Consider the following 1,784-nt stretch of genomic DNA (forward strand, 5'->3'; position numbering starts at 1 on the left):
CTCTCGAGGAAAAATATGGTGGTCGGATATGGGAAACTAAGCAAGAAATTATTAATGAAGTAAGCCGATTATCTTCACAGCAAGTTCATTTAAAACAGACTATTCAGAAGGATTATCAATTGAGTTCAGAGCTATCCCATCGAATTGCTCATCAGTTAATATTAGAAGAAGCTGCAAAGTGTAAAAATACACTGCAAGTGGAGGAAATCAAACAAGTTATCTCTAATTTACCTTCTTTTCTGGGCAATAGGCAAGCCTATAGTGTTGATAAATCTCTTGCTGATGCATTAAGTTTGGGAATGGGTCAAGAGGATCTGAAAAAGAATATTCAAAATGATGTGATTGAAAATTCAGATAAAATGCATAAGCAGACTCAGATTGAACAGGATAATGCAAGATTGCATGTGGAACAAAATAAGCAAAGTAACAGAGCAGTAGAACGGAGTTTGTAAAAAATTAATATTCAAGAAAACTATTTGAGAAAACGTTTGTAAAATTATTTTAAATTTTCTACGATTTTTTCTCGTATTGCTATACAACCATAACCTATGGAGTTTTGTGAGAAAAAATTATATGTTATCTTGCTTTTTGTTCTTTCTTCTTTTTTCAAATATTTGTTTTGCAAATGATTATTGCCAAATGAATGAACTTGATAGCGCTTTTCAAGAATTACAAGAAATAGATGGAAAATTTTACGTGCCTTCCGGAAGTGTATATGTAGCTCCTAATGGTATTTATATTAATTTAAATGGATTTATGTTTTCAGTTTCAGGGATTTCAGTTGATGATCAAGGTGTTTATTTCGAAAATCATCAATGTGCAAGAGAAGGCGGAGAATGGCGTTGCAATAATTGTGGTTACTATAATTATATGAATCCTGGAGCAAGAGCAAAATGTAAAAATTGCAAAATGCGAAGAGATGAAACAGGGAGTTAAGAAATGAAATGGATTCTTTATCTTCTGGTTGCTTTGATTTATAATTTTAAAATTCAAGCGAATGTTCAAGATTTATTAGATCAAATACCACTAGAAGATAAAGAAGATATAAGATCTATATTTAAACAATTTATTTATAAAGACCATTTTGGATACACAATTCTTGGTGATAAGCCTATATCTTTATCCGGGCATTTCACTCTCACTCCTTGGCAGAATATCCTTAGCGGAGATAAAAATGGAGGAATTTTTTGGAAAAAATGGAGCACATGGAAAAAATATAGTTCTTTATTTTCAATGAAACATTTTCTTCTTATAGAAGAAAAATCTTTAAACTTTCCAGATATTAAATTTGTTATTTTAATAAATAAAACATCTTTTTTAAATACTTTAAAAAAGCACAAAATTTTATTTGATAAAATTTTAGGATTTGACATTTCCCCTCAAAATTTATTAGAGGACATAGAGTCTGGCAGAGCAACTCTCCAAGCAACAATTCAAAATAGTGAAATTTTATGGGGTGTTTTGCTTGGATATGGAGAGCATAATGCATGTTTGTACGAAAGAAGAGATGAAATCTGCCGATTTAAAGGACAATCAAAACTTAAATTAAAATATTTTTTTCCTTCTGTAAGCTTTCAATCATTGGAAGAAGAAAAAGAGTATTTATGGGATAAGCTTCAATCTTTTGAAGATCAAGATGATTCACTTTCTATAATTAATTCCGTGAATTTTGCGGCTGATTTAACACATCCAGAAACAAAATTATTGAAGAAGAAATATGCGGAATTAAAAAAGAAGGTAATTTTTACCTTTTCTGATGGAGATATTTTAGAGATTGCATTATT

3 protein-coding genes are annotated in these 1,784 nt (G+C 30.2%); all 3 read left to right on the forward strand.

Going from position 1 to position 1,784, the window contains the following annotated elements:
* Positions 1-452: hypothetical protein (locus BN3769_RS14885; RefSeq protein ID WP_195155520.1), on the forward strand; the 452-nt coding region annotated here is incomplete at its 5' end.
* Positions 453-558: 106 nt separating this feature from the next.
* Entirely contained in the window at positions 559-936 is a 378-nt protein-coding gene (locus BN3769_RS00850) for a hypothetical protein (protein ID WP_195155521.1), read from the forward strand.
* Between the two features lie 3 nt (positions 937-939).
* Positions 940-1,784 (forward strand): hypothetical protein (locus tag BN3769_RS00855; protein ID WP_068466615.1); only part of this gene is annotated, 845 nt, incomplete at its 3' end.

Origin of the sequence: Candidatus Protochlamydia phocaeensis (assembly GCF_001545115.1) — a bacterium.
Taxonomy (GTDB): domain Bacteria; phylum Chlamydiota; class Chlamydiia; order Chlamydiales; family Parachlamydiaceae; genus Protochlamydia_A; species Protochlamydia_A phocaeensis.